This window comes from Streptomyces sp. AM25 (assembly GCF_058146165.1).
Genome location: NZ_JBKIWN010000009.1, coordinates 451,878 through 475,897 on the forward strand (window position 1 = coordinate 451,878; position 24,020 = coordinate 475,897).

22 protein-coding genes and 1 riboswitch are annotated in these 24,020 nt (G+C 74.1%); of the genes, 9 read left to right on the forward strand and 13 right to left on the reverse strand.

Annotation, left to right across the window (positions count from 1 at the left end):
* Positions 1-77 precede the first annotated feature (77 nt).
* A complete protein-coding gene (locus tag ACLHRZ_RS14765; RefSeq protein ID WP_490418855.1) occupies positions 78-698 on the forward strand; it encodes a sulfite oxidase-like oxidoreductase in 621 nt (206 codons plus the stop codon).
* A gap of 88 nt (positions 699-786) precedes the next feature.
* Here the strand turns inward: ACLHRZ_RS14765 and ACLHRZ_RS14770 are convergent, their stop codons facing one another.
* From ACLHRZ_RS14770 to thiO, 5 genes are all read right to left on the reverse strand, one after another.
* Complete coding sequence (locus tag ACLHRZ_RS14770; RefSeq protein ID WP_490418856.1) at positions 787-1,662, reverse strand: deoxyribonuclease IV; 876 nt, start codon at positions 1,660-1,662, stop codon at positions 787-789.
* Between the two features lie 23 nt (positions 1,663-1,685).
* Positions 1,686-3,638, reverse strand: coding sequence for a Stk1 family PASTA domain-containing Ser/Thr kinase (gene pknB / locus ACLHRZ_RS14775; protein ID WP_490418857.1), 1,953 nt, complete (start codon positions 3,636-3,638; stop codon positions 1,686-1,688).
* A 105-nt stretch (positions 3,639-3,743) separates the two neighbouring features.
* Positions 3,744-4,547 (reverse strand): thiazole synthase, encoded by an 804-nt coding sequence (locus ACLHRZ_RS14780; RefSeq protein ID WP_490418858.1) that lies wholly within the window; start codon positions 4,545-4,547, stop codon positions 3,744-3,746.
* Between the two features lie 9 nt (positions 4,548-4,556).
* Positions 4,557-4,793, reverse strand: coding sequence for a sulfur carrier protein ThiS (gene thiS / locus ACLHRZ_RS14785; RefSeq protein ID WP_490418859.1), 237 nt, complete (start codon positions 4,791-4,793; stop codon positions 4,557-4,559).
* Entirely contained in the window at positions 4,790-5,986 is a 1,197-nt protein-coding gene (gene thiO, locus ACLHRZ_RS14790; protein ID WP_490418860.1) for a glycine oxidase ThiO, read from the reverse strand. The genes thiS and thiO overlap by 4 nt, the downstream gene beginning before the upstream one ends.
* A riboswitch (TPP riboswitch) is annotated at positions 5,978-6,090 on the reverse strand. It overlaps the preceding gene by 9 nt.
* 162 nt (positions 6,091-6,252) lie before the next feature.
* Between thiO and ACLHRZ_RS14795 the strand changes: the two genes are divergently transcribed.
* The 5 genes from ACLHRZ_RS14795 (at position 6,253) to ACLHRZ_RS14815 (ending at position 10,761) form a co-directional block, all read left to right on the forward strand.
* Positions 6,253-7,503: an NAD(P)/FAD-dependent oxidoreductase gene (locus tag ACLHRZ_RS14795; RefSeq protein WP_490418861.1), complete on the forward strand. Its 1,251-nt coding sequence runs from the start codon at positions 6,253-6,255 to the stop codon at positions 7,501-7,503.
* Between the two features lie 262 nt (positions 7,504-7,765).
* On the forward strand, positions 7,766-8,131 hold the full coding sequence (locus ACLHRZ_RS14800) for an Rv2175c family DNA-binding protein (RefSeq protein ID WP_490418862.1): 366 nt from the start codon (positions 7,766-7,768) through the stop codon (positions 8,129-8,131).
* 86 nt (positions 8,132-8,217) lie between these two features.
* Positions 8,218-8,871 carry a thiamine phosphate synthase gene (thiE, locus tag ACLHRZ_RS14805; RefSeq protein WP_490418863.1) on the forward strand — a complete coding sequence of 218 codons (654 nt, stop codon included), beginning with the start codon at positions 8,218-8,220 and terminating at the stop codon, positions 8,869-8,871.
* Between the two features lie 106 nt (positions 8,872-8,977).
* Positions 8,978-9,895, forward strand: coding sequence for a methylenetetrahydrofolate reductase [NAD(P)H] (gene metF / locus ACLHRZ_RS14810; RefSeq protein ID WP_490418864.1), 918 nt, complete (start codon positions 8,978-8,980; stop codon positions 9,893-9,895).
* Between the two features lie 38 nt (positions 9,896-9,933).
* The gene (locus tag ACLHRZ_RS14815; protein WP_490418865.1) at positions 9,934-10,761 is read left to right on the forward strand and encodes a hypothetical protein; all 828 of its coding nucleotides are present in this window, start codon (positions 9,934-9,936) and stop codon (positions 10,759-10,761) included.
* A 10-nt stretch (positions 10,762-10,771) separates the two neighbouring features.
* Here ACLHRZ_RS14815 and ACLHRZ_RS14820 read toward each other — a convergent pair whose 3' ends face one another.
* The 5 genes from ACLHRZ_RS14820 to ACLHRZ_RS14840 all read right to left on the reverse strand — a co-directional run bounded on the left by ACLHRZ_RS14820 (position 10,772) and on the right by ACLHRZ_RS14840 (position 16,984).
* Positions 10,772-12,265 carry a phytoene desaturase family protein gene (locus tag ACLHRZ_RS14820; RefSeq protein ID WP_490418866.1) on the reverse strand — a complete coding sequence of 498 codons (1,494 nt, stop codon included), beginning with the start codon at positions 12,263-12,265 and terminating at the stop codon, positions 10,772-10,774.
* Between the two features lie 45 nt (positions 12,266-12,310).
* Positions 12,311-12,955, reverse strand: coding sequence for a DUF4126 domain-containing protein (locus ACLHRZ_RS14825; protein WP_490418867.1), 645 nt, complete (start codon positions 12,953-12,955; stop codon positions 12,311-12,313).
* 414 nt (positions 12,956-13,369) lie between these two features.
* On the reverse strand, positions 13,370-13,990 hold the full coding sequence (locus ACLHRZ_RS14830) for a TetR/AcrR family transcriptional regulator (RefSeq protein ID WP_490418868.1): 621 nt from the start codon (positions 13,988-13,990) through the stop codon (positions 13,370-13,372).
* A gap of 35 nt (positions 13,991-14,025) precedes the next feature.
* Positions 14,026-16,248, reverse strand: coding sequence for a YhgE/Pip family protein (locus ACLHRZ_RS14835; protein ID WP_490418869.1), 2,223 nt, complete (start codon positions 16,246-16,248; stop codon positions 14,026-14,028).
* Positions 16,220-16,984, reverse strand: coding sequence for an ATP-binding cassette domain-containing protein (locus tag ACLHRZ_RS14840; protein ID WP_490418870.1), 765 nt, complete (start codon positions 16,982-16,984; stop codon positions 16,220-16,222). Before ACLHRZ_RS14840 ends, ACLHRZ_RS14835 begins: the two co-directional genes overlap by 29 nt.
* A 210-nt stretch (positions 16,985-17,194) precedes the next feature.
* On the opposite strand from ACLHRZ_RS14840, the gene ACLHRZ_RS14845 reads away from it, so the two are divergent.
* From ACLHRZ_RS14845 to ACLHRZ_RS14855, 3 genes are all read left to right on the forward strand, one after another.
* Complete coding sequence (locus ACLHRZ_RS14845; protein ID WP_490418871.1) at positions 17,195-17,743, forward strand: SAV_6107 family HEPN domain-containing protein; 549 nt, start codon at positions 17,195-17,197, stop codon at positions 17,741-17,743.
* 40 nt (positions 17,744-17,783) lie between these two features.
* Entirely contained in the window at positions 17,784-18,539 is a 756-nt protein-coding gene (locus ACLHRZ_RS14850) for a methyltransferase domain-containing protein (protein WP_490418872.1), read from the forward strand.
* Positions 18,540-18,778: 239 nt separating this feature from the next.
* Entirely contained in the window at positions 18,779-19,168 is a 390-nt protein-coding gene (locus tag ACLHRZ_RS14855; protein WP_490418873.1) for an SCO2097 family morphological protein, read from the forward strand.
* 115 nt (positions 19,169-19,283) lie between these two features.
* On the opposite strand, the gene ACLHRZ_RS14860 is transcribed toward ACLHRZ_RS14855, so the two are convergent.
* Genes ACLHRZ_RS14860 through ACLHRZ_RS14870 form a run of 3 tightly spaced genes read right to left on the reverse strand, consistent with a single transcriptional unit; the run spans position 19,284 to position 23,937 of the window.
* Complete coding sequence (locus ACLHRZ_RS14860; protein WP_490418874.1) at positions 19,284-21,626, reverse strand: transglutaminase TgpA family protein; 2,343 nt, start codon at positions 21,624-21,626, stop codon at positions 19,284-19,286.
* Entirely contained in the window at positions 21,623-22,939 is a 1,317-nt protein-coding gene (locus ACLHRZ_RS14865; protein WP_490418875.1) for a DUF58 domain-containing protein, read from the reverse strand. The genes ACLHRZ_RS14860 and ACLHRZ_RS14865 overlap by 4 nt, the downstream gene beginning before the upstream one ends.
* The gene (locus ACLHRZ_RS14870; RefSeq protein ID WP_490418876.1) at positions 22,939-23,937 is read right to left on the reverse strand and encodes an AAA family ATPase; all 999 of its coding nucleotides are present in this window, start codon (positions 23,935-23,937) and stop codon (positions 22,939-22,941) included. The genes ACLHRZ_RS14865 and ACLHRZ_RS14870 overlap by 1 nt, the downstream gene beginning before the upstream one ends.
* Positions 23,938-24,020 lie beyond the last annotated feature (83 nt).

The window sequence follows — 24,020 nt, forward strand, 5'->3', positions numbered from 1 at the left end:
GCACACTTAGCGCGACTTGTCCGTATCGGGGCGACCCATGGTCATGAGCACCTCCCGGGGTCTGACACCATGGACCCATGGGTCAGTCGGAAAGCCGCAAAGGGGAACTCCAGCTCCCCCCGGGGCAGCGGCTCCAGCGCGGATGGCCGGTGACGCACTACGGGCCGGTGCCCAAGTTCAGGCCGGAGCGCTGGGAGTTCCGCGTCTTCGGCGCGACGGCCGACGGCGACAAGCACTGCTGGACGCACGAGGAGTTCGCCGCCCTCCCGTACACGACGGTCGTGGCGGACCTGCACTGCGTCACGAAATACAGCATGCTGGGCGCCGAATGGGGCGGCGTGTCGGCCCGCACGGTGCTCGAACTGGCTCCGCCGGCGCCGGAGGTCACCCATGTGATGGTGTGGGCCGAGTACGGCTACAGCTCGAACCTGCGGCTCGCGGACTTCACGGCCGAGCAGACGATCTTCGCCACGCACAAGGACGGCGAACTCCTCACCGCGGAGCACGGCTTTCCGGTGCGGCTCGTCGTGCCGCACCTGTACGCGTGGAAGGGGCCCAAGTGGGTCCGCGGCGTGGAGTACATGACGGCCGACCGCCGGGGCTTCTGGGAGGAGCGGGGCTACCACAACGTGGGTGACCCGTGGCGGGAGCAGCGGTACTCCTATCAGGAGGAGCCGGGCGAGGGGCCTGAGCTGTAGCGCGGTATTTCGACTGCGGGTCGTTTGTGGTTGCTCGCGCCCACGCGGCGGAGCCGCATATGTAACTGCCCCGCGCCCCTTCGGGGCGCTACCGCAGCTGCGCCGCGCGCAGTTCCTTCAGGCGGGTCACGTCTGCCGCGTGGCCCTCCGGGCCGCCCGGGGTTTCGATCGTCAGCGGCACGCCCTCCGTCGCCGGGTGGGCGAACAGCTCACCGAAGGCGTCGGCGCCGATCCGCCCCGCACCGATGTTCTCGTGCCGGTCCAGGTGCGACCCCGCCCCCGCCTTCGAGTCGTTCGCGTGGATGAGGCGCAGCCGTCCCTCGCCCATGACCCCGACGAGCTCGTCCAGCACCTGCTTCACGCCGCCCGGCGCGGCCAGGTCGTGCCCGGCGGCGAAGACGTGGCAGGTGTCCAGGCAGACGCCCAGCCGGGGATGCCGGTCCAGCGCCTCCGCGTACGGGCCGAGGTCCTCCACCAGTGAGCAGAGCGAGGCGCCCTGACCCGCCGTCGGCTCCAGCAGCAGCCACGGGTCGTCGTCGTGCGTGAGCTCGTCCAGCAGCGGCAGCATCCGCTCGCGCACCTGGGCCAGCGCCTCCGTACGCGGCCGGCCGGCCGTCGCGGAGCCCGTGTGCACCACGACGCCCTGCGCGCCGATCTCCCGGCCGCGCCGCAGCGAGTGCCGCAGCGACTCCACGGACCGGTCCACCGTCGCGGCGCTGTGCGAGCCGAAGTTGATCAGATAGGGGGCGTGGACGAAGACGGGGAGCCCGCCCTCCTCGCACCCGGCACGGAACTCCTCGTCCTGGCGCGGGTTCCCCGGCGGGGTCGCCCAGCCGCGCGGGTTGGCGACGAAGACCTGGACGGCCTCGGCGCCCATCGCGCGTGCGTAGGGCAGACCGGTCTTCGCCAGGCCGCCCGCCACGGGGATATGTCCGCCGACGGGATTGCGTGTCACTGCGTTCAACGTCCTCAGAATCCTCGGAACCCTCAGAAACCGCTCTTCAGGCGGATGATGATCGTGTCGCCCCGGGCCGCCTGGTCGCCGCCGCGGACCGACTGGGAGTCGACCGAGTCCTGCGGGAAGAAGAACGGCCGGTCGACCTTCACCTGGAAGCCCGCGTCCGCCAGAGCCTTCTTGGCGTCGGCCTCGTTCTTTCCGGTGACGTCCGGGACCGTGATCATCTCCTTGCCCTTGGAGAGGGTCACCGTGACCGTGTCGCCCTCGGCGCCCTTCTCGCCCCTGCCCGGTGACTGCTGGGCCACCGTGCCCTTGTCCTTGGGCGAGTAGACCTGGGTGTCCGCGACCTTGATCTGCAGCCCGGCGTCGCGCAGCGCCGCCGTGGCGTCGGCCACCGTCATGCCGGTCACGTCGGGCACGTTCAGCTGTCGGCCCTTGCTGACGACGAGCGCCACCGCGGAGTCCGGCCGCAGCTCCTGGCCCGGCCGGGGGTCGGTGCCGAGCACGGAGCCCTTCGGGGTCTCGTCGCTGAACTGCTGCGAGACGTCGCCGACCGTCAGGCCCTTGTCCTGCAGCTGCTTCCTCGCGTCGTCCAGCGTCATGCCGACGACATTGGGGACCTGCACCTTCTGCGGACCCCGCGAGACGGTGACCGTCACCTTGCCGTTGTTGCGGATGCGCTCGCCCGGCTTGGGGTCGGTCGCGATGACGTGCCCGCGCTCGACGGTGTCGCTGAAGTCCTGGCGGACCTGCACTCCGAGCCCGGCCTTGTCCAGCTCCTGCTGCGCCTTGGGCTGGGTCATGTCCAGGACGGCCGGCACGGAGGTGAACTGACCCGCGCTGACGTACCAGACGCCCGCCCCGCCGCCCAGCAGCGCGACCAGCAGCCCGATCACCACGGCCAGCCGGTTGACGCGCCGGCGCGGCCCGGACGGCCGGTGCTGCGGCGCGGGGCCCGGCGGGGCCGGGGGAGCGGGCGGGTGCTCGAACCGGGCGGTGCGGTTGAGCAGCTCCTCCGCGGGCGGCGGCAGCGGCTGCGCCGCGGGCTGCCGCGGTATCACGCTCGTACGGTCCTCGGAACCGGCCGGGAGCGGGCTCTGCCGGGCGCCCGGCGGCACCGCGTCCAGCTGCGCGTCCGTCAGGGCCGCACGGGCGGCGCGGGTGAGCTCCAGCAGCCGCACGGCGTCGGCCGGGCGCAGTTGCGGGTCGCGGGCGGTGGCCTTGACCACCAGGCCGTCCAGCTCGGGGGCCAGGTCGGGGACCGCCTCGGACGGCAGCGGCACGTCCTCGTGCAGGTGCTGGTAGAGCACCTGGGCGGGGGTGCCGCCGGAGTGCGGCTTGGCGCCCGTGAGCATCTCGTAGAGCACCACGCCGCACGCGTAGACGTCGGCGCGCGGGTCGGCGGTGCCGTGCTCGATCTGCTCGGGGGCCAGGTACGAGACCGTGCCCAGCACCGAGCCGGTGCTCGTGCTGGTGTGCGTGTCGACGGCCCGGACCAGGCCGAAGTCCGCGACCTTGACCCGGCCGTCGTCGCCGATCAGCACGTTCTCGGGCTTCATGTCGCGGTGCACCAGCCCCGCGAGGTGGGCCGCGCCCAGCGCGGCCAGCACGGACTCGGCGACGTCCAGCGCGGCCCGCGGCTGCAGGGCCCCGCGCTCGCGCAGCACGTCGCGCAGCGTGCACCCGGCGACGTACTCCATCGCCAGGAAGACGTAGCCGCCGTCGGTGCCCTGGTCGAAGACGGCGACCACGTTGCGGTGGTCCAGGCGCGCCACGGTCTTGGCCTCGCGGATGAAACGGTCCACGAAGGCCGCGTCGGCGGCCAGCGAGGGGTGCATCACCTTGAGGGCGACCACGCGGTCGAGCCGGGTGTCCAGTGCCCGGTAGACCGTGGCCATGCCGCCCACGGCGATCCGCGCCTCGACGCGATAGCGGCCGTCGAGCAACTGATCGACGAGGGGGTCCGGCAGGGTCGTATCCACGACACACGAGTCTACGAGCCCCGGCGCCCCTCCAGCCCGCGCCCCGTCAGGGGCGCGGGGAACGGGGCGCCCCGAACCCGGGCGCCCCTTCGGGGCGCGATACCGCTAGGCCGCCCCGAACGCCGGCCGTTCCGGATCCAGTACCGCCACCCCGGCCATCGGCGACGATGCCGTCGCGAAGTGCCGCCGCGGAATCCGCCCGGCCCGGTGGGCGAGCCGCCCCGCCTCCACCGCGTGCCGCATGGCCTCCGCCATGAGCACCGGCTCCTGCGCCCGCGTCACGGCCGACGCGAGCATCACCGCCGAGCAGCCCAGCTCCATGGCCAGCGCCGCGTCCGACGCCGTGCCCGCGCCCGCGTCCAGGATCACCGGGACGGCCGCCCGCTCGGTGATCAGCTGGAAGTTGTGCGGGTTGCGGATGCCCAGGCCGGAGCCGATGGGCGAGCCCAGCGGCATGATCGCGGCGCAGCCGACGTCCTCCAGCCTGCGGGCCAGCACGGGGTCGTCGTTGGTGTACGGCAGCACGGTGAAGCCGTCGTCCACCAGGATCTCGGCCGCGTCCAGCAGTTCGATGGGGTCGGGCAGCAGGGTGCGCTCGTCGGCGATCACCTCCAGCTTGACCCAGTCCGTGCCCAGCGCCTCCCGGGCCAGCCGGGCGGTCAGGACGGCCTCGCCCGCGGTGAAGCAGCCCGCCGTGTTCGGCAGCACCCGGATGTCGTGCCGCTCCAGGAGGGACAGCACCGAGCCCTGCACGGACGCGTCCAGCCGCCGCATGGCGACCGTGGTCAGCTCGGTGCCGGAGGCCAGCAGGGCGCGCTCCAGCACGTCCAGGCTGGGCGCGCCTCCCGTGCCCATGATCAGGCGGGAGTTGAAGGGTGTGTCGGCGATGGTGAGCAGATCGTCTGCCATCGGTGCTGATCAGCCTCCCTGCACTGCGGTGAGGACCTCGACCCGGTCGCCGTCGGCGAGCGGGGTGGCCGGCCACTGGCCGCGCGGGACGACGGCCTCGTTGACGGCGGCGGCGACGCCGCCGGGGGCGGTGGTGAGGGTGGCCACCAGCCCGTCCAGCGCGGTGCCCGCGGGCAGTTCGCGGTGCTCTCCGTTGACGCTGACCCGGACGGTGGCGGTGCGGGTGTTCCCGCCGGTGGTGGTCATGCGGACTGCTCCTGGAGTGCGGGGGCGAAGCGCCGGGGGGAGAAGGGGACGGCCTCGTCGGGCAGCCGTCCGGTGGTCAGCGCCTCGGCCATCACGTCGCCGGTGAGCGGCGTGAGCAGCACGCCGTTGCGGTGGTGGCCGGTGGCCGCGAGCAGGCCCGGCAGCACGGTGGGCCCGAGCATCGGGGCGTTGTCGGGGGAGCCGGGGCGCAGGGCGGCGCGGGTCTCCACGAGCGGCAGCTCCGTGATGCCCGGTACGAGTTCGTGGGCGTCGCGCAGCAGTTCGTAGACGCCGCCCGCGGTGACGGTGGTGTCCCAGCCGAGCTCCTCCGACGTGGCGCCGAGGACCAGTTCGCCGTTCTCGCGCGGCACCAGGTACACGTGCCCGCCGCGCACGACGGCCCGCACCGTGCGGGAGAGGAAGGGCGCGTACGCGTCCGGCACCCGCAGCCGCAGGATCTGGCCCTTGACCGGCCGCACCGGCGGCAGCGCCCCCTCCGGCAGGCCCGCGAGCCGGCCGCTGCCGCTGCCCGCGGCCAGCACGGTCTGCCCGGCGGAGATCCGGGTGCCGTCGGCGAGTTCGGCGCCGGCCGCCCGGTCCCCGGCGAGCAGCGCGCGGACGGCCTCGGCGCGGTGGAAGACCACCCCGGCGCGCTCACAGGCCGTCAGCAGCGCCCCGGCCAGCCGCCGCGGATCGGTCTGGTGGTCGCCGTCGACCCGCAGCCCGCCCTGCACGCCCGGCGCCAGCATGGGCTCCAGGCGGCGGCACTCGCGCCCCGACAGCCACTGCGAGTCCAGTCCGGACCGCTGCTGCAGGGCGTGCAGTTCGCGCAGGTGCGCCCGGTCGTCCGCGTCGAGCGCGACCGCGAGCGTGCCGCAGGCGCGGTAGCCGGTGTCCTGGCCGACGGCGTCCTCCAGCTCGGCCGTGAAGGCCGGATAGCGGCGCGCGGAGGCCAGGTTGAGGGCGAGCAGCGCCTGCTCGCCGTAGTGCAGCTCGGTCACCGCGGCCAGCATCCCGGCCGCGACGGCGGTCGCCCCCGCGCCGCCGGGCGCGGGGTCGGCGACCGCCGTGCGCAGCCCGCGCTGGGCGGCCCGCCAGGCGGTGACCAGACCGATGAGACCGCCGCCTATGACGAGGACGTCGTACGTCTCCGACAGCCTCGGGGGCGCGGTGGAGGACACATGCATGGGCATCCAGCCCCTCCCTTCGCCGGCATGACCCGGATCAGGTTCGTACGGTCGGAGGCCGTCCAGCCTCCCTCTCAGCCCGGTCCGTCCGGGCTCCCGCGAGTGCTTTGCGAACCCACCCTAGTACGCCTCGCCGAGCCCCCGGAAGGGCGGCCGGGGCCAGGAGGTGCCTGACGGGGCGCCCCTCGCGGGCGGCACCGCCGTGACGCTGTGTCAGAGGTCTCGTCACCGGGTGCTCCGGAAGACGCCGTCCGCCGACCTACAGTGATCTGGTGAGCGAGCAGACGAAGACCGCAAGCGGCGGGCGCACCGTCGTCATCGCCGGCGCCGGCATGGCCGGGGTACAGACCGCCGTCGCGCTGCGCGAGCAGGGCTGGGACGGGACGATCCGGCTGCTGGGCGCCGAGCCCCACGAGCCCTACGACCGGCCGCCGCTGTCCAAGGCCGTCCTGCTCGGCAAGGCCGAGGGGTCGGCCTTCGCGGTGGACTTCGGCTCCCTGGCCATCGACCTGCGCCTCGGCGTCGGGGCCACCGGGCTGCGGGCGGACGAGCACCTGCTGGAGACCACCGCGGGCCCGCTGCCCTACGACGTCCTGGTGATCGCCACCGGCGCCGACCCCGTCTCCCTCCCCGGCAGCGCCGGCCTGCCCGACGTGCACGTGCTGCGCACCCTGGACGACGCGGAGCGGCTGCGCCCGGTGCTGGCCGGTCGGCACGACGTCGTCGCCGTCGGGGCCGGCTGGATCGGTGCGGAGTTCGCCACGGCGGCCCGCGAGGCCGGCTGCCGGGTCACCGTGGTGGAGGCCGCGGACCGGCCACTGGCGGGCGCGATGCCCGCCGAGGTCGCCGCCCACATGACCGAGTGGTACGCCCAGGCCGGCGCCCGGCTGCTCACCGGCACCGGCGTGGCCGCCGTGGAGCCCGGCGCCGTGGTGCTCACCGACGGCACCCGGCTGCCGGCCGACGCCGTGGTCGTCGGCATCGGCGCCCGCCCGGCGACCGGCTGGCTCGCCGGCTCGGGCGTCGAGATCGCGGAGGACGGCTCCGTCGTCACCGACGACCGGCTGCACACCTCGCTGCCGGACGTCTACGCGGTCGGCGACTGCTCCTCCTTCCCCTCCGCCCGGTACGGGCAGCGGCTGCTGGTGCACCACTGGGACAACGCCCTCCAGGGGCCGCGGACCGTCGCGGAGAACATCGTCCACGGCCCGGACGAGGCGCCGGTCTACGACCCGGTGCCGTACTTCTGGTCCGAGCAGTTCGGGCGGTTCGTCCAGTACGCGGGGCACCACGCCGCCGCCGACGAGACGATCTGGCGCGGCGACCCCGACGGGGCCGCCTGGACGGTGTGCTGGCTGCGCTCGGGCACCCTGGTCGCCCTGCTCGCCGTGGGGCGCCCGCGCGACCTGGCACAGGGGCGCCGGCTCATCGAGCAGGGCGCCGTCCTGGACCGGGAGAAGGCGGCGGACGCGTCGGTGCCGCTGAAGGGGGCGGTGCGGGCTGCCCTTCCGGCGGAGTCGTAGCCCCGTCAGGGGCGCGGGGAACTGCGCGACCAGCCCCCACCGGCCCGCAGTCGGCGCACCACCCCAGGGGTCCTGGGCGCAGCCCCTGGGGGTACCTCCTGGGGGCACCCCCAGCGGTAGCTGGGGGAGGTAGCCGGGGGACCTCGGCTGAGGGTGTCGCGGCTGATCGCGCAGTTCCCCGCGCCCCTTACGGGGCGACGCGGGGACCAAGTCGGGTCAACCCGGCTTCCGGCTGTCGGTCCCGGATGGCAGGCTTGTCCCTGTGACCGAGATTGACGAAAAGATTGATGCTCTCGTCCCCGCGTGGCTCAACCTCCCCGACATCGCCGAAAAGTTCGGCATCGAGGTGACGCGCGTGCGGCAGCTGGTCAAGGAGGGCCAGCTGATCGCCGTGCGCCGTGGTGAGAACCGAGTGCTCATGGTGCCCGCCGCCTTCATCGGCGAGGACAAGGTGGTCAAGGGCCTCGCCGGGACCCTGACCCTGCTCCGGGACGACGGCTTCAGCGACGAGGAAATGCTGGAGTGGCTCTTCACTCCGGACGAGACCCTGCCCGGCACCCCCGCGCAGGCCCTGCGCGAGAATCGCGGCACGGAGGTGAAGCGCCGCGCCCAGGCGCTCGCCGTCTGACCGACCTCACACACCGTCCGGCGTACGGGCGCGGGCCGCTGTGGCTCGCGCCCGTACGGCGCAAGAATCCCGGGGGAGACACCCGAATGCCCGTCACCGCGCGCGAGCGGCTCGCCGACGCCCGGCTGTACCTGTGCACCGACGCGCGCAGGCGCCAGGGCGACCTGCCCGAGTTCCTGGACGCCGTGCTGGCGGCCGGGGTGGACGTCGTCCAGCTGCGCGACAAGGGCATGGAGGCCGGCGAGGAGCTGGAGCACCTCGCGGTGTTCGCCGACGCCGCCCGCCGCCACGGTCGGCTCCTCGCGGTGAACGACCGCGCGGACGTCGCGCACGCCTCCCGCTCCGACGTGCTGCACCTGGGCCAGGGCGACCTGCCGGTGCCCGCGGCGCGGGCGATCCTCGGCGAGGACGTGCTCGTCGGACGCTCCACCCACGCGGAGGCGGAGGTCGACGCCGCCGTCGCCGAGCCCGGCGTGGACTACTTCTGCACCGGCCCCTGCTGGCCGACCCCCACCAAGCCGGGCCGGCACGCCCCGGGGCTCTCCCTGGTGCGCTACGCGGCCTCGCTGGCGCCCGCCCGTCCCTGGTTCGCGATCGGCGGGATCGACGCGGGCAACCTGGACGAGGTGCTGGACGCGGGGGCCCGGCGGGTCGTGGTGGTACGGGCGATCACCGAGGCGGACGATCCGGGAGCCGCGGCGGCGGAGCTCGCGCGCCGGGTCCGGGAACGCGACGTGTGACCCCGGTGTCCACGGTGTGGACACTCGGCGGATGCTTCGCGGGGCGAAGCGGGCATATCGCAAATAGGGGTTTGGGGACCGTGCCGCCGCTGGTTAACTTGCCGGTATGGCCCTTGGCACTGCTTCCACCAGGACAGACCACGCACGGACCGTCCGCGAACTGCTCGCCTCCGGTGAGCGGTCGTACTCGTTCGAATTTGCTGCACCGAAGAGCGAGAAGGGGGAGCGGACGCTGTGGAACGCCATCCGGCGCATCGAAGCCGTCGCCCCCACCTTCGTCTCCGTGACCTACGGCGCCGGCGGCTCCTCCCGTGAGGGCACCGTCCGGGCCACCGAGCGGATCGCCACCGACACCACGCTCACCCCGGTCGCCCATCTGACGGCCGTCAACCACTCCGTCGCCGAACTGCGCAACATCATCGGCCAGTACGCCGACGTCGGCATCCGCAACATGCTCGCGCTGCGCGGCGATCCGCCCGGCGACCCCATGGGCGAGTGGGTGCACCACCCCGACGGCGTGCGCCACGCGGCCGACCTGGTGCGGCTCATCAAGGAGTCCGGCGACTTCTGCGTGGGCGTCGCGGCCTTCCCGGAGATGCACCCCCGCTCCACGGACTGGGACACCGATGTCCGGTACTTCGTGGACAAATGCCGTGCGGGCGCCGACTTCGCCATCACCCAGATGTTCTTCTATCCGGAGGACTATCTGCGCCTCCGTGACCGGGTCGCCGCCGCGGGCTGTGACACTCCGATCATCCCGGAGGTCATGCCGGTCACAAATGTGCGGCAGATCGAACGATTTGCTCAGCTCAGCAACGCCGCCTTCCCTCCGGTCCTGGCGGAGCGGATCCTCGCGGTGCAGGACGATCCGGCCGCTGTACGCTCGATCGGTATCGAGTACGCGACGGAGTTGTGTGCCCGGTTGATGGCCGAGGAGATTCCCGGGCTGCATTTCATTACCCTGAATCACTCCACGGCCACGTTGGAAATCTACGAGAATCTGGGGCTGCACCAGCGGTCCTGACGGCGGCCGGTGAACGGCGGCCGGTGAGAGGGGCGTTAATGGGCTGGACGGTCCTCTACATCGCGTTCGGTGTCGTCGCGCTGTGGCTGCTCGGCGAAGTGCTGCTGCAGTACAAGGCGCGGCTGCGCTGGCGGCTGCTCGCGTTCGCCGGATTCCTCGGCGTGGTCGCGGGCGTGGTCGTCCCGTCGGTGGCGGTCATCGTCGTCGGCGCGCTGGCGTTCGCCGTGGGACAGACGTACGTGACGCTCTCGTTCCGGCGCGGCTTCGACAAGGGCTGGGCGGTCCGGCGGCGTTCGGCCCCCGCGAAGGGCAGGAAGGGCGGGCGCCGCAGGGGCAAGGGCGAACGCCCGGCCGCCCCCGAACCGGCTCCGGCCGCCCCCGCTCCCGACGCCGCCCTGGCCGCGGAGGAGACCCAGGCGTTCCCGGCGGCCGCCATGGACGACGCCACGGCGGTGCTGATGCCCGACGTGCCGCTGCAGGCACCGGCACAGGCCATGGATGCCGATGCGACGGCGGTGTACCCGGCGTACGGCGACCCCGCGCAGCAACAACAACAGCAGCAACAGCCGTATGCCTACGGGCACGAGCACGGGCAGGAACAGCAGTACGCCGCGTACTCCGACCCGTACATCGGCAACCGGCAGCAGACCTACGGGGCCTACGAGTCGTACGAGACGCAGCAGGCGCACTACGGGCAGCAACAGCAGTACGCGGCCGACGCCTACGCCCCGCAGCACTACGACATGGACACCCCGCCGGGCGGCGTGTGGGTGCCGCAGCAGCGCGACACGGAGACGCCTCCGACGGACGGACACCTGCCTCCGACGGGCGAACAGGGGTACGGCGGGCAGCAGTACCGCTACTGACCGGCGGACCTCACTGCGAGCCGCGCCAGTCCGCCCCCTCGACGACCAGCCCCGCCACCATGGCGCCCGACATCCCGGCGTGCGCCAGCCCGCCTCCCGGGTGCGCAAAGCCCCCCGCCAGGTAGAGCCCCGGCAGGGACGTCGCGTTGGCGGGCCGCAGGAACCGCCCGTCCAGGCCCGCCAGGGCGGGCGCCGGCACCCCGCCGCCCGCCGCCCCGGTCGCCGCCTCCGTGTCCGCAGGGGTGCGCACCGCGCGCCACGACTCCCGCTCCCGCAGCCCCGGCACGGCCGCCTCCGCGGCCCGCACCATGCGGTCCGCGACATCGGCCGCCGTCCGCTCGTCCGACCAGTCCACGCGGCCGCCGTGCGGCGCCACGGTCGCCGTGAGCGTCACGGCCTCGTGCTCCCCGTCCGGCCGCGTCGCCGGATCGTCGGGCCGCAGCACGGTCACCGTCGGCCGGTAACCCGCCACGGGGCCCGCGCCGAAGACGGCCTCCAGCTCCGCGGCCCGGTCGTCGCCGTGCACCACCGTGCGGTGCACCACGCCCTCCGGCCGCGCCCCGCCGAGCGCCAGGAAGACGCTGAACCGCCCGGGCGCCACGGCCCCGGGTGCCACCGGCGGCATCCCTTCCAGCCGCCCCGGGGCGACCCCGCACACCACCGTGTCCGCCTCGGCGACGCTGCCGTCGGCCAGCCGCACCCCGGCCGCGCGCCCGTCCTTCTCCACCAGCGCGACGACCTCCGCGCCGAAGAAGAACTCCACCCGGCGCGCCACGCACCGCGCGTGGAGCGCCCGGGCGAGCCCGTGCATGCCCCCGCTCACGTACCAGCTGCCGAAGGTCTGTTCCATGTAGGGCAGCACCGCCGCGCTCGCCGGGGCGCTGCGCGGGTCGAGGCCGTGGGCCAGGGCGTGGCTCTCCAGAAGCGCGGCCGGCCGCGGGTCCTGCAACTCCCGCTCGGCGACGGCCGCCAGCGTGAGCGGCCCGCTCCGGCGCCGCCACCACCCCCGCCGGGGCGGCGCCGGATACGGATCCCGGCCCAGCGCCGGGACGCGCTCCGCGTGCAGCGGCTCCTCCAGCAGGGGACGCCGCGTGGCGTCCCAGACCTCGCGCGCCCGGTTGACCAGATCGCTCCAGCGCTCTCCCGCGCCGGGACCGATCGCCCCGTCCAGCTCCTGGACGACGCCCGCCCGCGAGGCGTTGGGCAGCGAGACGTCCGTGCCGTCGGCGAAGAGGTGCCGGCTCGACGGGTCCACCTGGGACATGGCGACGCACTGCTCCAGCGGCTCCTTGCCCGTCTTGACGAACAAGTCCCGGTAGACAGCGGGCAGATGCAGCAGCCCGGGGCCGGTGTCGAAGACGAACCCGTCCCGCTCGAACCGTCCCACCGCGCCGCCGGGGGTCTCCGCGCGCTCGTACACCGCCACCCGGTGGCCCGCGACGGCCAGCCGGGCAGCGGCCGCCATCGCGCCCATCCCGGCGCCGATCACCGCAATCCGTGCCATGGGAGCGACCTTATCCGCCCCCACCGACAGCTCGGTTCCGGGCGGTTACGAGCCCGTCCGCTCGCCCTGCCACGCCGCGCCCACGTGCACCGGGGGCAGCCCCCGCAGCCGCTTCTCGTCCCGCCGCTCGCGCCGGCGCTGCAGGAAGCGGCGCACCCGCTTCCACAGGACGACGATCAGCGCGAGGCCCAGTGCGAGCAGCGTGCCCGCGATGCAGGCCGCGACGAGCGGGTGGAACAGCGCGAAGACCACGAGCCCGGCGACCGCCAGGTCCTCCAGCAGGCTCACCACGATGTTGCTGGCGGGCTCCGGCGAGGCGTTGACGGCCATCCTGGTGCCCGCCTTGACCAGATGGCTCAGCAGCGCGGCCGAGCCGCCCACCGCTCCGGCCGCCAGGTGCGTGAGCGAGCCGTCCTGGCCCGCCAGCAGCGCGCCGACCACCGCACCGGCGACCGGCCGGATCACGGTGTGCACGGCGTCCCACACCGTGTCGACGTAGGGGATCTTGTCGGCGACGGCCTCGCAGAGGAACAGCACGCCTGCCGCGATCAGCACGTCGGGCCGCTGAAGGGCCTCCGGTACCTGATCGCTGACACCGGTGGAGCCGAGAAGGCCGAGCAGCAGGACCACGGCATAGGCGTTGATCCCGCTCGCCCAGCCGCTGGTGAAAACCAAGGGGAGCACTGACACGCGCCGCATCGTAGCCCCGGCCGGGCCGGATGCTCACCTCGTGAGTATGCGTACTCAGACGCCGGGATGAGTATCCGTGCGGATGGGGCCGGGCCCGCCCGGACGGCAGAGTGGGAACGCGGAGGGGACGCGGCCGCCGGCACCGCCGACACGGGGTGGCGGAACGGCGGGGCGGCCCGGACGCGTCCGGGGGGCACGGGAGCTTCCCTTGGGGGCTCGGGGGAACACGGGGGAACGCCGCTGCCGGCGCGGACCGAGGGGCACGGTCCGTACCGGCAGCGGCGGCCGTTGCGTGATGCTTTTCAGCGGACTCGGCGAAGTCCGGTGCGGTACCGCGCCCCGAAGGGGCGCGGGGAACTGCGCGACCGGCCGAGGACGGCCCGCAGCCGTCGGACCGCATTTCCAGCGGAGCGCTCAGCGCTTGGGGCTGTCGCCGCCGACGCGGCCCTGCAGCAGCCGCGACAGCGCCGAGTGCACCTCGTCGACCGACCGCTCCGGCTGGAACGACTGCCAGTCCAGCGCCGCCACGAGCACCATCCCGAACAGCGCGGACGCCGTCAGCGGAACGTCGATCTCCTCGCTCAGCTCGCCTGCGGAGATCGCCTTCCGCAGCACGTTCTCGATGACCGCGACGGCCTGCTGCCGCACCTGCATCAGCGTCGACTGCCACGCCCTATTGGTGCGCCACAGCTCGGCCACGTACAGCTGCGTCAGCGCCGGGTAGGCGGAGATGAACTCCAGACCGGCCCGGATCATCGCGTCCAGCGCATCGACGTTGCTGCCGCCGCGGGCGGCCGTCCCGTCGGCGGCCCGCTGCAGCGAGTCCGTCAGCAGCTCGATGCCGTGCCGCAGCAGCTCCTCGAAGAGCACGGTCTTGCTCGCGAAGTTGTAGTAGACCGTGCCCTTGGCCACTCCGGCCCGCTCGGCGATCTCGTCCACCGTCGTCGAGGAGAACCCCTGCTCGGCGATCAGGGTGACCGCCGCTTCGAAGAGCTTCCGCCGGGTGTTCGTGCGGCGCGTACTGCTGCTGTCCATGACGGTGATTCTCCCTGTACGGACGGTGTCCTCGCTCACAGACTCAGCTCCGGGTGCAGCCGGTCCAGCGACCAGACCTGCTTGCCGCGCGCTGCCCAGGCGGTCAGCGCGAGCGCGCCCACGGTGAACGCGGCCAGTACGCCGCACGCCTGCCAGACGGGACCGAGCCCGCCGCCGCTGATGAGGCGGCGCAGCCCCTCGATGACGTAACTCATCGGCAGGTAGGGGTGGATGGCGTTGAAGAAGCCCGGACTGGTCTGCACGGGATACGTGCCGCCCGCGGACGTCAGCTGGAGCATCAGAAGCGCCAGGACGAGGATGCGTCCCGCCGGTCCGAAGCGTGCGTTGAGCCACTGCACGATGGATGCGAAGCACGCGGTGACCAGTACGAGGAAGCCGACGGTCCCCGCGGCGCGTTCCATCTGCAGGCCCAGCGCCCAGTGCAGCACCGACAGCAGGGCGGCCACCTGCAGCGCGCCGATCGCCACGACCGGCAGCCAGCCCGCCAGCGCGATCCGCCAGGCCGGGGCGCCTGCGGCGAGCGCACGGCGGTTGAGCGGCTGCATCAGCATGTAGGCGACCATCGCGCCCACCCAGAGGGAGAGCGGGATGAAGTACGGCGCGAACCCGGTGCCGTAGTTGGGCGCCTTGTGCAGCGCCTGCGAGGCCAGCTTGACCGGATCGGCCATCACCTCGGTGCGGGCGTCGCGGTCGCTCTTGCCGTAGTCCGGAATCTTCGACACACCGTCGTGCAGCCCGCCGGCGAGCTTGGAGGACCCGTCGGACAGCTTGAACATGCCGCCCTCCAGCGAGTCCGCGCCACTGCGCAGCTTCCCGATCCCGTCGTCGAGACCTGCGACGCCGTCCTTGGCGTCGCCCAGACCGGTGTGGAGCCGGCCGGCGCCGGTGTGGAGCTGGCCTGCGCCGTCGTGCAGCCTTCCGGCCCCGCTGTCCAGCTTCGCCGCACCGGCGGCGACCTTCTGTGCGCCGTCGTTGAGGGCGTTGACGTTGCGGACGGCGTCGTCGATGTCCTTGGCGAGCGTGGGGGCCTTGTCGTGCAGTTTCTGGGCTGCGGACTGGAGGGCGTCCAGTTGAGACGGCAGCTTGTCGAGTTCGCCGTTCTTGTTGTTGACCAAGTCGTCGAGCTTCTTGGCGCCCTTCGCCGACTCGTCGGCCGCGAAGACGGCCTTCTTGAGCTTCGGGCATGAGTTGCTCGGCTGCGTGGCGTTCTCGCAAAGGTCTGCGTACACGTCCTGCACGCCCTTGAGAGCGAGGCCGCTGGCCGCGACCATGTCGGCCGTCGCCTTCGGGGACGGCAGGTCTGCCAGGTGCTGCCGCAGGTTTCCCGCATCGTCGGCGACGTCACCGGCAATCCTGCCGATGTCCGCGGCGTTGTTCCTCAGGTACGTCGCGTCCTTGCTCGACACGGCGTCGTTCACCTTGCCGGCCAGCTGCGCGGTGCCGTCCGCCACCCGACGCGCACCGTCCGTCAACTGGCTCGCCCCGTCGGCCACCTGCCCGGCACCGTCGGCCAGTTCCCCGGACTTGGCGTCCAGCGTCCCCGCACCGGAGTGCAGCTTGTCCACCCCGTCCTCGAGCTTGCCGCTCCCCTCCTTGGCCTGGCTGAGGCCGTTCTTGAGGTCGCCGGCGCCCTTCTCGGCCTTGCCTATGCCGTCGCCCAGCTGGTCGGCGCCGTCGGCCGCCTGCTTGGTCTTGTTGTGCAGGTCGGAGAAGGAGACGAAGATCTTGTCGTAGAAGGAGCGCGACGCGTTGCGCGACGCCGCCGCGCGGACCTCGGCGAAGACCGTGCGGGAGATCGAGCCGACGATGTAGTTGTTGGCGTCGTTCGTACGGACCTGGAGTGCGCCGGTCTCCGGGGAGTTGCCCGAGCTGGAGGCGACCCGCTTGCTGAAGTCCGTGGGGATGGTCAGCGACAGGTAGTACTTGCCGCTCTCCAGGCCCTTGCGCGCGTCGGCGGCGCTGGTCTCCTCCCACTTGAAGGACGACTTGCTGCCGTGCAGGCCCTCGGTGATCGAGTCGCCGGCGGTGAGCTTCTTGCCGTCCACCGTGGCGCCCCGGTCGTCGTTGACCAGCGCCACCGGCACCTTGTCGAGCCGGCCGTAGGGGTCCCAGAAGGACCACAGGTACAGCGCGCCGTACAGCAGCGGCAGCAGCAGGAGCGCGACGAGCGCGGCGCGGGGCAGCTTGCCCCTGCCGAACCGCTTGAGCTCAAGCGCGGCCAGTTTCGGCGAACGCATGCGCCGCTCCCTTCGTCTCGTTCCCGCCGTCGGTCCTGACGACGAGCGCCCCCTCGGGCGCCTCGCTGCACACTGCCAGCACGGTTGTGCCGGCGTCCGCCACCGACCGCAGCAGCGCCCACGCCTGTGCGCGCTCCGCGTCGGAGAGCTTGAGGTCGGTGTCGTCCACGGCGATCAGCCGCGGGGTGCCGATGAGCGCCAGGGCCAGCGACAGCCGCAGGGCGGCGAGCCGTTCCAGCTCCCGTACGGCCGTCCGGCCGCCCTTCGGCAGGGCGGCGACGTCCAGCCCGGCCGCAGTCACGGCCGCGTCGATGCGCGCCCTGGTCCGCGCCGCCCGCTCGGTGCGGGACCGCAGCAGGGTCAACGGCGAGCCGCCGAAGCGGAGTTGCAGCAGGGCGCGCTCGTGCAGGTGCTCGTCGACGGTCAGGGACGCGTCGAGCTCGGCGACGCCGGGAACGTGGGCCAGCGCGCTGATGCGCCGCACCGCGGCCATCTGCTTCGGCAGCGGCAGTCCGCCCACCTCGGCGCTCCCCGCGCCCGTCCGCATGCGGCCGGTGAGGGCGAGCAGCAGACAGGTGCGTCCCGAGCCGGACGGGCCCTCGACGGCGACGAGCGAACCGGGGAGCGCATCGATGTCCACCCCGCGGAAGGCCCAGCCTCGCGGTCCCTTGACGCCGAGTCCCCGGGCTCTGATCGCGGCCCCCTGGCCGGGCGGGGCGCCCGTGGTGCTGTGCACGTCTACCTCCCTGCGATCCCTGTGCGGCGATCTTGAACTGACCAGTCAGTCTAAAAACTGTAGCGCGCACCGCGCCCGGCTCGCCCGACGGGGGTGTCCGTTCGGCGTTTGTGCAGGCCGGGGCGATTGTCAGTGGGGTGCCCCACGATGAGCAGCAGACGGCGGCCCCGCCCCGCGTGCGGATCGCCGCCCCGACGAAGGAGGTTCGTCATGGCCGGCTTCGCGAACGACGTCCACCCCGTGCTCCGCCGCGCCGTCGCTCCCCCCGCGGCCCTCGACCTGCTCGCCCAGGCCCGTGCGGGCCTGCGGGAGGCCACCGCCCTCGACGCCCCCCACGAGCGGTACGCCACCGCCCATCTCGCGGCGCTGCGCACGGCCGCCGCCGTGCTGGCCGTGCGCGCCCGCCCCGAGGTGCCCACGCGCCGCCGGCGCATCCGCAGCGCCTGGGAGGTGCTCCCGGAGGTCGCTCCCGAACTCACCGAGTGGAGCGCCCTGTTCGCCTCCGGCGCGGCCCGCCGGGCCCGGGCGGAGGCGGGCATACGCTCCGCGGCGAGCGCGCGTGACGCGGATGATCTGGTGCGGGATGCGGGGATGTTCCTGCGGATCGTGGAGCGGTCGCTTCTTGGTCGCGGGCCGTCCGTGGCCGGTCGCGCCCACGCGGCGGAGCCGCATCGTGCAGCACAGTCCCGCGCCCTTTACGGGGCGCCCCCCGTGCAGGGCGGGGACTGCGATCGATCCGCCGGACAGGCAATAGGCTGAGCCTTACCGACGTCAGTCATCCGCCGAGGAGCCACCCGCCGTGTCAGACCAGCTCCGCCCCCGGGCATCCCTGCGTACCGCCGTGGTCTGGGAGGTCCTGCGGGACGCCCTGGACCGCCGCGCCAAGGCCGCCGGCCGGGACGCCCTGGAGGTCCTCGACACCGGCGGCGGCTCCGGCAAGTTCGCCGTGCAGGCCGCCCGGCTCGGCCACCGCGTCACCGTCGTCGACCCGAACCCCAACGCACTGTTCGCGCTGGAGCGCCGGGCCACCGAGGCGGGCGTCGCCGATCTGGTGCGCGGGGTGCAGGGCGACGCCCTCGGTCTCTTCGAGGTGGTCGAGCGCGGCGCCTACGACGCGGTGCTGTGCCACGGCGTTCTGGAGTACGTGGACGACCCCGCCGAGTGCGTCCGCAACGTGGTCGCCGCGCTGCGCCCGGTCGGCACGCTCAGCCTGCTCGCCGCGGGCCTCGGCGGTGCCGTGCTCGCCCGTGCCCTCGCTGGCCACTTCGACGAGGCCCACCGGGCCCTGACCGACCCCACGGGCCACTGGGGCCCCGGCGACCCGGTCGTCCGCCGCTTCACCGCCGACCAGCTCTCGGCGCTGGCCGCCGAGGCGGGCCTGGAGGTCGCCTCGGTGCACGGCGTGCGCGTCTTCGCCGACCTGGTGCCCGGAGTGCTGGTCGACGCCGAGCCCGGTGCCCTGGACGCCCTGTTCCGTCTCGAGGCCGCCGCGGCCGAGCTGCCCGCCTTCCACTCGGTGGCCACTCAGCTGCACGTCCTGGCCGAGCGCGGCTGATCGCGCAGGGCCGGGCACAGGCCACCCGATCAGCCCGTTCGCCCCGTATGATCGGGGGCACGGTCCGGCATGGCCGATGGCCGGACAGGGAATGTACGTCCCGACGCCGCCGGTCCCCCGACCGGGAACGGGCAGGCGAATTGGCGCAGAGGGGCGGGTTTCACGGGGGCGATTCCCTGCCTATCCTGAAAGGGTCGCACCCCGGTCGCACCCCCGCGACCGACGAGTAGGAGGACTCCGTGCCGCTCTCGGAGCACGAGCAGCGCATGCTCGAGCAGATGGAGCGAGCGCTGTACGCCGAAGATCCCAAGTTCGCGACAGCGCTCGAGGGCAGCGGCCTGCGTACGTACACCCGGCGACGGGTCTACCAGGCGGTCGCGGGTTTTCTGGTGGGCATCGGGCTCCTGATGGCCGGAATGGTCGCCCAGCGGATCTGGATCAGCGTGGCGGGCTTCCTCGTCATGCTGGCGTGCGCCGTGCTCGCGGTCACGGGCTGGCGCAAGGCGCCCCGGCCCGGTGCGCAGCAGGGCCCGGGGGGAACGGTGCGGCGTCCGGCCGGCCGGCGCCGGAGCATGATGGACAGGATCGAGGCGCGCTGGCAGCGGCGCCGCGACGAGCAGGGGCGTTAGCCGAGCGCCTGCCGGCGGCAACGGGCCGGACCGGCAGGGGATTTTGCCGAAGGCCGGGGCGTGATGCCCCGGCCTTCAGGCGTGTTCGGAGGCCGGAGCCCCCGGACGCTGCGCGTCAACCGCGGGTTCGTCGAGGCCGGTCGCGCAGTTCCCCGCGCCCCTTCGGGGCACGAGTCACCCTCGCGCGCCACGCCGCGAACCCCCACAGCAGCCGGGCCGCGGAGCGCGGCGCCAGGAGTGCCCGGAGGCGGACGCTGCGCGGGGCCGTGGCGTGGAGGCCGGAACGTACCTGTTCGGCGTCGGCCGCCGGGTCCCCGGCGGGCCGTGGATCCGGTGCGTACAGGGTCTGCTCGACCGCCGTGGCCAGCCGGGCCGCCGCCTCGGCCGCCGGGGCGGCGAGCCCTGCGGTGCGGACGATGCGGGCCGCCGTGTTCCGCGGGGTCTGCGACTCGTCGGGCGGGATGCCGTAGTCCCAGGCGGAGTCGGTCATCTCGCGCCACGCACCGAGGGTGCCCCGGCCGAGCCGGCGGGCCCGTACCCGGCGCCGCCACAGCGGGGGCACGACGGGCAGGACCAGTGCGGCCAGTGCGGCGGCCACCACGACCGCGGTGGTGAGCCCCGGCGGACCGCCGCCCGTGTCGTCGGCGCCTGCCTGCAGCACCCGGCCCCGGCACTCGCCCGGGCGCCGATCCTGCGGAGGGCAGCCGTCGTCGGCCGAGGGGGCCGCCGAGGGCGCCCCGGCGCGGCTCGGCAGCGGTGCGGGGGCACCGGGGTCGGTGGCCGTGGGGGACCGGTCGACCGAGTAGTCGGGCTGGGTGCCCCGGGTCGGCGTGGGCTCGAAGCGGGTCCAGCCCGCGCCCTCGAAGTACAGCTCCGGCCAGGCGTGCGCGTCCTTGGAGCCGACGGACACCGAGCCGTCCGGCTGCGGGGTGCCCGGGGTGAAGCCGACCGCCACCCGTGCGGGGATGCCCAGGGTGCGGGCCATCGCCGCCATCGAGAAGGCGAAGTGGACGCAGAAACCCTGTTTGTCCTCCAGGAACTTGACGATGGCGTTGCTGCCGCCGCCGGTCTGCACCTGCGTGTCGTAGCGGAAGCCGCCGCGGGCCGCGAACCAGTCCTGGAGCCTGACCGCCTGTTCGTACGCGTTCGTCGCGCCCGCGGTCACCTTCCGCGCCGTCTCGGCGACCACGCCGGGCAGCGAGGCGGGCACGCGCGCGTACTCGCGCAGCAGTTGCTCCGGGGGAGCGGGCGCGGCGGCGAGCTGTGCGGCGGTCGGTTCCACGAGCAGGCTGGAGACCTGGTAGCGCTGGCCGCGGGTGGTCTGCCCGTGGTCGCCGACGAGCGCCCGCCCCTCCGGCTCGTAGCGCCACTGGCCGCCGGCGAGCACCCGCTCGGCCGGGTACGGCATCGGGAGGTAGGTCTGGCCGTACGTTCCGGCCGCCGCGACCGAGGTGTTGACGGGGTCGGTGCGCACCGCGGGCGACAGCCCGGCGGGCGTCGGCAGCGGGTCGGGCACGTCCGTGACGCGGCGCTCGGAGGCCCGCCACGACGAGCCGTCGAACCAGTCGAGCGCCACGATGCGCAGGTAGAGGTCCTGGGTGTTCTCGCTGGAGGTGCGGTAGCGCAGGACCTCGCGGTTCTCCGGCTGGTTGAGGCTGTTCTGCAGCGAGACCAGCGGATTGACGGCGGAGATGGTGCCGCCGTCGGCGCCGGGGCCGTCGCCGGGGCCGTGCGCCTGCAGCAGCCCCTCGTCGATCGACGGCAGCACCGCCGGCACGGCCAGGGCGATGCCCAGCGCGACCGCGCCGATGCGGCGGCCCGTGCGGACGGCGGCCGGCGGGCGGCCGGCGCCGCCGGGCGGGCCGCCGCCGAAGACCCGGCCCCAGCGCGTGAGCCGCTCCCGGCCCTCGGCCAGGAGCAGCAGCAGGTACCCGGCGGCCGCCGCGAGGAACCACAGCCAGTGCCCGCCGCCCCGGCCCAGCCCGGCGCCGATGGAGTAGAGCGCCAGCAGCGGCAGTCCGGCGGGCGCGGCGCTGCGGAAGGTGACCGCCAGCGCATCGACCGCCAGGCCCACCGCCAGCACGCCGCCGACCAGCAGCAGCCTGAGGGACCGGGTCGCCGGTGCGGGGATGGCGTACCGCCCGACGTCGTCGGCGCCCTCCCGGAGCAGCTGTCCGAACTCGCGGAGGACGTCCGGCCCGGGCAGCAGCCCGCCGAGGGCCTGCAGCTGCGCGAAGACGAGCGTGAGCAGCAGCAGCGCCGTGAGCGCCTGCAGGGCCACCGTGAGCCCCCGGCGGAGCGGCACGCGGCGGGCGAGGGCGCCCACCGCCGTCTGGATCGAGAGCAGCAGTGCGGCCTGCACGATCCAGACGGGCCGGTCGACGAGCGGCAGCAGCGCGCAGGCCGCCGCGAGCGTGGCCACCACGCCGCACACCGCGAGCCGCGCCTGTCCGCTCATGACGCCCGCTCCGGGACCGGCCCGGGGGAGCCCGCCACGTGCCACAGCCCGGGCAGCGAGGCCCCCGGGGCGACCGGCAGTGCCGTCCAGCCCGCGTCGCGCAGCAGCCGCAGCGACCGCTCCGGGGCGGCCGCCGCACCCGTCCACACCGCGGGGTCGAGCACGAAGGCGACGGCCGTGCTGCTGCGTTGCCGCATCCGGGCCGCCACCTCCGCCTGGTGCTCGTCGAGTTCGCCGAAGAAGGCCACCAGCAGCCCGGCGGTGCCTGGGGGTCCCCCCAGCGGTAGCTGGGGGAGCAGGGCATCGTAGGCGGCTTCGAGGCCGGTGGCTGCGGAGTGGTCCACGACGGCGAGGACGTCGAGCAACAGCCCGGCGGCGTCGGCCGAGTCGTGGACGGAACCCCCTGCGGTCCCGGGCACCGTGCTGCCGGTGTCGGTCAGCAGCCGTACGGAGAAGCCCCGTTCGAGCAGGTGCACCGCGGCCGAGGCGGCGCCGGAGACCGCCCATTCGAAGGCCGCCTCGGGGCCCACGCCCTCGTAGGCGGTGCCCCGGGTGTCCAGCAGCACGGTGGCGTGGGCGCGTCGGGGCTGTTCCTCGCGGCGCACCATCAGCTCACCGTGGCGCGCGGTGGAGCGCCAGTGGACCCGGCGCAGGTCGTCGCCGTGCCGGTAGCCGCGGGGCAGGACGTCGTCCTCGCCGGCCAGGGCGAGGGAGCGCAGCCGCCCGTCCCCGTGCCCGGTGGCCTCGCCGCCGAGGCGCACCGGGGGGAGCGGGTCGACGCGCGGGACGACGGTGAGCGTGTCGTACGTGCCGAAGCCGCGGGTCAGTTCGCACATGCCGAACGGGTCGGACAGGCGCAGCTGGAGGGGGCCCATCGGATAGCGGCCGCGCAGCTCCGCGCGGACGCGGTAGGACACCTCGCGCCGGCCGCCCGCCTCGATGCGGTCCAGCACGAAGCGGGGGCGCGGGCCGAGGACGTAGGGGACGCGGTCCTGCAGCATCAGCACGCCGGTGGGCAGCCGGGAGACGTTGTCGATGCGCAGCCGCACCCGGGCCTCCTGTGCGGCGCTCACCCGGGCCGGGGACAGCGCGCGGCTGCCGGTGACCCGGTGCCGGGTGCGGTGCAGGGCGACCACGCACACCAGGGGCAGGACGGCCAGCAGCAGCCCGACCCGCAACAGGTCGGCCTGGCCGAGGACATAGGCGCACCCGGCGGCGGCGATCCCCGCGGCCAGGAAGGAGCGGCCCCGGGTGGTGAGCCCGTCGAGCGCCGCCCGCAGGCCGCTGCGATCCTGTGGACCACCGGACGGCATCACAGCCTCCGGGCGCCCGGAGGCTGCCGGCCGAACGGGTCGGGAACCGGGGTGCGCTGGAGGATGTCGAGCACGACCTGCTCGGCCGTGCGCCGGTTCAACTGGGCCTGGGCGCTGGGCAGCAGCCGGTGCGCGAGCACCGCCGCGGCCAGCGACTGCACGTCGTCGGGCAGCGCGAACTCCCGGCCCGCCAGGGCCGCGGCGGCCTTGGCCGCCCGCAGCAGGTGCAGCGTCGCGCGCGGCGACGCGCCGAGTCTGAGCTCCGGGTGCTGCCGGGTGGCGGCGACCAGGTCCACCGCGTACCGCCGGACCGGCTCGGCCACGTGGACCGCGCGGACGGCCTCGGTCAGCTTGACGATCTCGTGGGCGTGCGCGACGGGTTGCAGGTCGTCCAGCGGGGAGGGCCCGCCGTGCACGTCCAGCATCCGCAGCTCGGCCTCGGGGCTGGGGTAGCCCATGGACACCCGGGCCATGAAGCGGTCGCGCTGGGCCTCGGGCAGCGGGTAGGTGCCCTCCATCTCCACGGGGTTCTGCGTGGCCACCACCATGAAGGGGGCGGGCAGTTCGTAGGTGTGCCCGTCGACGGTGACCTGGTGCTCCTCCATCGACTCCAGCAGCGCGGACTGGGTCTTGGGCGAGGCGCGGTTGATCTCGTCGCCGATGACGATCTGGGCGAACACCGCGCCGGGCTTGAACTCGAAGTCCTGCCGCTGCTGGTCGTAGACGCTCACGCCGGTGATGTCCGAGGGCAGCAGGTCGGGCGTGAACTGGATGCGCCGCACCGAGCAGTCGACCGACCGCGCCAGCGCCTTGGCCAGCATCGTCTTGCCGACGCCCGGCACGTCCTCGATGAGCAGGTGCCCCTCGGCGAGCAGGACGGTCAGCGAGAGCCGCACGACCTCCGGTTTGCCCTCGATCACCGTCTCGACCGACCGGCGGATCCGCTCCGCCGTCGCGCTCAGCTCCCCCAGGCCCGCTCGTTCGTCATAGGTCGTCACCCGGCCCTCCTCGGCCCGTCGCCGGGGCCGTCGTCCTCGGTACGGACCGGCCCTCCCCGGAACACGGACACCGCACCCGCGGC